The sequence below is a fragment of the uncultured Campylobacter sp. genome (assembly GCF_937997465.1).
Lineage (GTDB): Bacteria > Campylobacterota > Campylobacteria > Campylobacterales > Campylobacteraceae > Campylobacter_A.
Genome location: NZ_CALKTQ010000095.1, coordinates 1 through 5,866 on the forward strand (window position 1 = coordinate 1; position 5,866 = coordinate 5,866).

General features: G+C 48.7%; 6 protein-coding genes. 4 read left to right on the forward strand and 2 right to left on the reverse strand.

Going from position 1 to position 5,866, the window contains the following annotated elements:
• Positions 1 to 419: 419 nt before the first annotated feature.
• Positions 420 to 1,121: a flagellar basal body L-ring protein FlgH gene (flgH, locus tag Q0546_RS02825; protein WP_002947754.1), complete on the reverse strand. Its 702-nt coding sequence runs from the start codon at positions 1,119 to 1,121 to the stop codon at positions 420 to 422.
• Between the two features lie 62 nt (positions 1,122 to 1,183).
• On the opposite strand from flgH, the gene pta reads away from it, so the two are divergent.
• The 4 genes from pta to Q0546_RS02845 all read left to right on the forward strand — a co-directional run bounded on the left by pta (position 1,184) and on the right by Q0546_RS02845 (position 5,013).
• On the forward strand, positions 1,184 to 2,569 hold the full coding sequence (gene pta / locus Q0546_RS02830) for a phosphate acetyltransferase (protein ID WP_298790346.1): 1,386 nt from the start codon (positions 1,184 to 1,186) through the stop codon (positions 2,567 to 2,569).
• On the forward strand, positions 2,569 to 3,768 hold the full coding sequence (locus Q0546_RS02835; RefSeq protein WP_298790348.1) for an acetate kinase: 1,200 nt from the start codon (positions 2,569 to 2,571) through the stop codon (positions 3,766 to 3,768). Before pta ends, Q0546_RS02835 begins: the two co-directional genes overlap by 1 nt.
• A 32-nt stretch (positions 3,769 to 3,800) precedes the next feature.
• On the forward strand, positions 3,801 to 3,983 hold the full coding sequence (locus Q0546_RS02840; RefSeq protein ID WP_298790350.1) for a hypothetical protein: 183 nt from the start codon (positions 3,801 to 3,803) through the stop codon (positions 3,981 to 3,983).
• A 91-nt stretch (positions 3,984 to 4,074) separates the two neighbouring features.
• Entirely contained in the window at positions 4,075 to 5,013 is a 939-nt protein-coding gene (locus Q0546_RS02845; protein ID WP_298790352.1) for a DUF3137 domain-containing protein, read from the forward strand.
• Between the two features lie 141 nt (positions 5,014 to 5,154).
• Here the strand turns inward: Q0546_RS02845 and Q0546_RS02850 are convergent.
• Positions 5,155 to 5,866, reverse strand: a 712-nt coding sequence (locus Q0546_RS02850) for a molybdopterin dinucleotide binding domain-containing protein (RefSeq protein ID WP_298790354.1), incomplete at its 5' end; no start/stop codon positions are given.

Here is a 5,866-nt window from a genome sequence, read left to right on the forward strand (position 1 = left end):
GTTTCTACTTACGGTCTGCTTGCAGCTACGAGCAAAGCGAAGTAGAGCGTCGCCTTCCTTTGCGTCGTGCTACGCACTCGCAACTGCCGAAGGCAGACCCACCCCCGTCCGCTTGCAGCTGCTAGCGCAGCGACGCAGAAACCCCACCATCCCCACTGCACGTTATAAGTTGCTGCGCTATGCGCAGGTTTAAATTTGACGCTATTGCGCCACAAAATTAAATTTGCATTTTCAAGATACGGGTCTCGGCGGGTAAAATTTGTAAATTTGAGCGTAAAACGATAAGGTGCAGGATTTTTGTTCTAGACGAGGCGCTTTTAAATTTGGCGACGGGAGTTACCTCGTCGGTAATGACCGAGTCAAATTTAAAAGCAACGACGTATAGAACAAAAAGACAAGCCGCCGAAAAATAAAGGAGACTAAAAAGGCCAGATCGCCTCCATAAGCTTCGTCCCCCACGGCTTCCTCGTCGCCCTATCCACGTCGCCTTCTGTTTTATATAAGATCTTAGCGTCGGCGATGTAGCGCGAGTCGATCTCGTTGGCGTTTGAGATGTCGTACGGACGGATCACGCCGCTAAGCTGCATGATCTGCTTTTCGCCGTTTATGAGCAGTTCGCGCGAGCCTTCGATAAAGTAGTTGCCGTTTTCTAACACCTTGATGATACGCGCTGAAATCGTAGTCGTAAAGGCCTCTGCGCGCACGCTAGATCCAGCACCCGTAAATTCATTTTTATTGCCCGCGCTAAAGCCGATGTCGCCGGCTTTGTTTAGCTGAGTAGCTAGTGTCGATAGCGGTGCCGAACCTGCGGTAAATATCCCTCCGCCAAGGCTTATCGTGCTATTTTTACTCGTGTCGTGCTTGCCGCTGGAGCTTTGGTTGGCGCGCTCGCTGATGACGACGGTTACGATATCGTTTACGTTCATCGCCTTGCGGTCGGCAAAAAGCGGGTTGTCGCCGCGACCAAAAAGACTGCCCGCGTTTGGCTGGTTGTTGACCTGTTTGGCGGGAAGCTGCTCGACGTAAACGGGCGGTTTCATATCTATGCGAGGGTCGGCGCTAGGCAAACACCCGCTCAAAAACGCTGCTGCAAGGGCGCAAAAGTAAATATTTTTTCTCACGCTTTACCTTAAAGTGAAAATTTTACGATAAAATAAGCAAATCAAGTTCCAAAAGGAAAATTATGGCCGATTCTATCCTTGCGCTTGGCGCGAATTTTCAAGAAATTTACGAAATTATATCAGCAAAATTTAAAAATGTAGCCGTTTTTGACCCCGTCAACGATTTTTACGGACTCGAAAATGCCCAAAAAGCCTTTGAAAACGGCAGCGAGCGTGAGTTTTTTAAAAGCGCGATAAATGAATTTGACCGCCTGGCCGAGAGTGCTGATTTTGTAGTCGTTAAACCCGTACAAAGCATCGCAAATATCGGCGAAATAGAGCTAAATTTACAAATCGCTAGAAATTTAAACATTCCCGTTTTTTGCCGCGAAAATTTGAGCTTTTTTACGCGAAACTCAAAGCTAATCGTAAGCGAAAATTTAGATGAAATTTTAAATGCAAAGCAAGATATCATCACGCCTCTGCGCTTTGAAAATTCGCTATTTAAACTCGCCGCAAAAGATAAAAAAACCGTCGTTTTACCAGAAAGCGAAGACGAGCGGATACTAAGAGCGAGCGAAATTTTACTAAAAAGCGGCGCGGTAAATTTGATCCTTTTGGGCGACGAAAACGAGATTAAATTTGACGCGGAGAAGCTCGGGGTAAATTTAAGCGGCGCGAGATTTATAAATTTAGAAAAAAACGAGTACGCAGATCGCCTAACTACCGCGCTTTTTGAGGCTCGCAAAAGCAAGGGCGTAAGCATAGAACAAGCCTGCGAACTCGTGCGAGATAGGACGTACTTTGCCACGATGCTGGTGCAAGAAGGGCTGGCAGATGCCATGGTGAGCGGCGCGAATACGACCACGGCGCACACTATCCGCCCTGCGCTGCAGATCATCAAAACGCGCCCTGATAGCCCGCTAGTTTCAAGCTCGTTTATAATGTGCTTTGACGAGGAGATCCTGATCTACGCCGACTGCGCTATAAATCCAAATCCGGATGCCCGGCAGTTAGCGCAAATCGCCCTAGCCTCGGCGGATACGGCGCGCGCTTTTGGACTGGAGCCGAGGGTGGCGATACTAAGCTACTCTAGCGGAGATAGCGGCAGCGGCGCTGATATCGATCTGGTTAGGAGTGCGGGCGAGATAGCGCGAGGGCTGGACCCTGCCCTAAAAATCGAAGCTCCAGTGCAATACGATGCGGCCATAGATCCGGCTGTAGCGCGCAAAAAGCTGCCAAACAGCGACGTAGCCGGCCGCGCGAATGTTTTTGTATTTCCAAATTTAAATGCGGGCAATATCGGCTATAAAATCGCGCAAAGAAGCGCAAACTGCGTCGTCGTCGGACCGATCTTGCAAGGTCTAAAAAAGCCGGTAAACGACCTAAGCCGCGGATGCGGCGTGGGAGACGTCGTAAATCCGGTCCTAAAAAGCGCGATACAAGCCGCAAACGAAGGAGAAAAATAGTGAAAATTTTGGTTTTAAACTCAGGCAGCTCGTCGGTTAAATTTCAGCTTTTTGATATGAGCGACAACCGCGTCATCGCTAGCGGCCTAGTCGAAAAGATCGGCGAAGCAAGCTCCTATGCCAAGCTAAAAGACGTTAGCGCGGATAAAATTTACGAGGAGCGCGCGCCGCTAAAAGACCACCACGAGGGGCTTGAGGCGATGAGGCGGCTGTTTGTTAGCTCAAATATCCTGCATGATTTTAGCGAGTTAGACGGTATCGGACACCGCATCGTGCACGGCGGCGAGAGCTTTAGCGACTCGGCTCTAGTTACGCCTGACGTGATCGCCAAAATCGAGCAAAACTCCGTGCTGGCGCCGCTTCATAACCCGGGTCACCTAGCGGGCATAAGAAACGCCATGCAAGAGAGTGGTAAAAAGGTGCCTCACGTCGTTGTTTTTGATACCGTATTTCATCAAACTATCCCAGAGTACGCCTACCGCTACGCCCTGCCCTTTGATCTTTGCAAAAGGCTACATATCCGTAGATACGGCTTTCACGGCACTTCGCACCACTACGTGACTAAAAAAGCCGCCGAGTATCTAGGCGTGCCATATGAGAAATTTAACGCCGTCTCGCTGCATCTGGGCAACGGAGCCTCCGCCTGTGCCGTGCAAGGGGGCAAAAGCGTCGATACCTCGATGGGCTTAAGCCCGCTAGAAGGCCTAATAATGGGCACTAGAAGCGGTGACATGGACCCTGCGGTGCTTACATATCTTTTAAATTTAGGCGAGCTCACGGCTGAGGGCATAGACGCATTTTTAAATAAAAAGAGCGGGCTGCTAGGCATCTGCGGCTCAAACGACATGCGCGAAGTGGTCGCCAAAATGCACGAAGGCGACGAGCGTGCACATCTAGCATTTGAGATGTTTTGCTACCGTATAAAAAAATATATCGGCGCATATTATGCGGTTTTGGGCCGAGTGGATGCGGTCGTTTTCACCGGCGGCATCGGCGAAAACGCCCCGTATAGCCGCGAGAAAATCTGCAACGACCTAACGCACATGGGCATAAAGATCGATCACGAGCTAAATTTTGCCGCAAGCGGCGGTATCCGAGATCTCAGCGCCCCTGATGCGGCGGTAAAAACTCTCGTCGTGCCGACTAACGAGGAGCTAGAAATCGCGCTAGAGACAAAGCGAGTGATAGAAAATCTCTAAATTTGAATGCTCAAATTTAAGCTTTTGTCGGCGTGACATGCACGGGAAGTAAGCTTTCGGCGGGCCTTTTTGATTTGGCGAGCTTTGCGACCTGCAAATTTGACGAGTTGCGCCAAGGCTCGGTCAAATTTGATCTCAAATTTACGCTCAAAAACGGCGGCAAATTTCAAAATTTACGCCGAGCCAAATTTGACTCCAAACCCGCCGAATTTTAAAAATCTTCGTAAAAATTTACTTACCCAAATTTACTTTATTTTAAGTCACGCTCGGTCAAAATTTACGTAAAATTTAATCAAAAGTGAGCAAATGACCCTTTCGCAAGCATTTTTATTAACCGTAAAAAAACAAAAAGAGTGCCGAGCCGCAGCGGCGGGATCGCCCACTCTTATCGCCCTTAGCATCGGCGTTTTTGCACTGTTTTTCGCGGCGCTTAAGATTTTTGATCTAGGTAGCGGGGCGGCTTTTGTTTTGCTTGTATTGTTTTTTGGCTTGCTATTTTGGGTGCCCGCAAAGCTAAAAAGTATCGGCAAAGCGCAAGAGGAATACAACGAATTTTACAAAGAAGTTTTCGCCCGCGCACTTATCGGCGAGATAGACGAAAGCTTTATGTATAGCGCCTACGGCGGCATTTCGCAGAGCGAATTTGACGCGGCGGGGATTTATAGACCGAGCATATTTTATAGCGAAGATAGCGTACGCGGAGTCTATAAAGGCGTCAAATTTAGCCTGTGCGAGGTGATCAGCCATGAGCGCGAATACCCGCGCGTAAATAACAAATACGTCGCCACGTTCGTCCTACTAAAGTACGCGTTTGACAAGTATTCGGACTTCAAAGGCAGCGTGCTAAAGTGCGAATTTAATAAGAAATTTAACGGCAAAACGGTCGCCGTTAGCAAGGATTTTAATACTAAATTTTTAGGCGACAAAGAGCTGCTCGACGACGTCAAATTTAATGAAAATTTTAGAGTTTTTACGACGGATAAGGTGGAGGCTAGATACCTACTCACGCCCTCGTTTATGGGCAAGCTAAATATACTAAAAGCTTACAAAAACACGCTAAAATCGACCAGCGTAGCCTTTATGGATAACAAATTTTATCTATTTTGCTTTAGTAGGAGAAATTTTTTCGAGGGGCGGCTTTTTGATAAGCTAGACATCGCCGAGGCTCGCCGCGAGCAAAGATACGTGAGGCAGATGCTTAGCGTCATCGACGAGCTAAATTTGAGCTTAGATATTTATCGGTAAATTTGCCTCAAATTTGCGCGGGCTGCCTTAAAAATACTGCAAATTTGACACCGTCCGCGATAATTTTAAGCTACTTTAAATTTACCGCCCAAGCGTCAAATTTGACGGCGACCCAGCTAAGCCGGGGCCGCCGCGTTAAATTTAGCCGATTTTACGGATATTTGCAGGTAGTGCTTGTCTAGCACATGTGCCCACTAGCCAGTCGTTTAGGCTAAATTTACCCTTTCGCTTCGGATCTAGCAGGCCTAGTTTGTTGTGATTTACGCCTTTTTCCGCGCTTTCTAGCCAAAAAGCCGGTTTGCTGTCGATAAAATGCACCCTGGCGCCAAACTCATCGTGTCCAAAACCGTGCTCGAGGCTGATGACGCCGCTAGCGACTCCGTTTGTTACGAAGGCTTCGCCCGTTTGCGAGCCGTACGGCGTCGTGATCTTGATCTTGTCGCCCGTCTTGATACCCTGCTCGCTTGCGATATCCTCGGCGATCCTTACGAAATTTTTTGGATGTATCGCGCGCAGCTTTGGACTAACGATCGTGTAGTAGTGCTGGATGTTTGATTTTCTCGAGCTTACGAGGTATTTCCACTCTGATTTTGGGAAAAACTTTTCCAGCGGAGTGCCGTCGCTAGCCACAGGCAGAGCGAGGCTAGGAGTGCCCGGCATGTACTCGCCCGTGATAGAGTGCCTATGTCCGCCAAGCGGCTCGTAGTAGATCGCAGCAGGCGTGGCGGCCGGGACTTTTACCGTGGTTTTGTCGCCCTTATACGCGCTTTCGTAGCTGTCAAATCTACCGCCCTTTGCCAGCACGTGCGCGACTTTTGCTTTTTCCTCGTCTTTTAAAAACGGCTCGAGCTTT

Excerpts from the sequence above, each read along its gene's own strand:
- pta (WP_298790346.1), top strand. The coding sequence starts at position 1,184 with ATGGCCGATTCTATCCTTGCGCTTGGCGCGAATTTTCAAGAAATTTAC.
- Q0546_RS02845 (WP_298790352.1), top strand. The coding sequence starts at position 4,075 with ATGACCCTTTCGCAAGCATTTTTATTAACCGTAAAAAAACAAAAAGAG.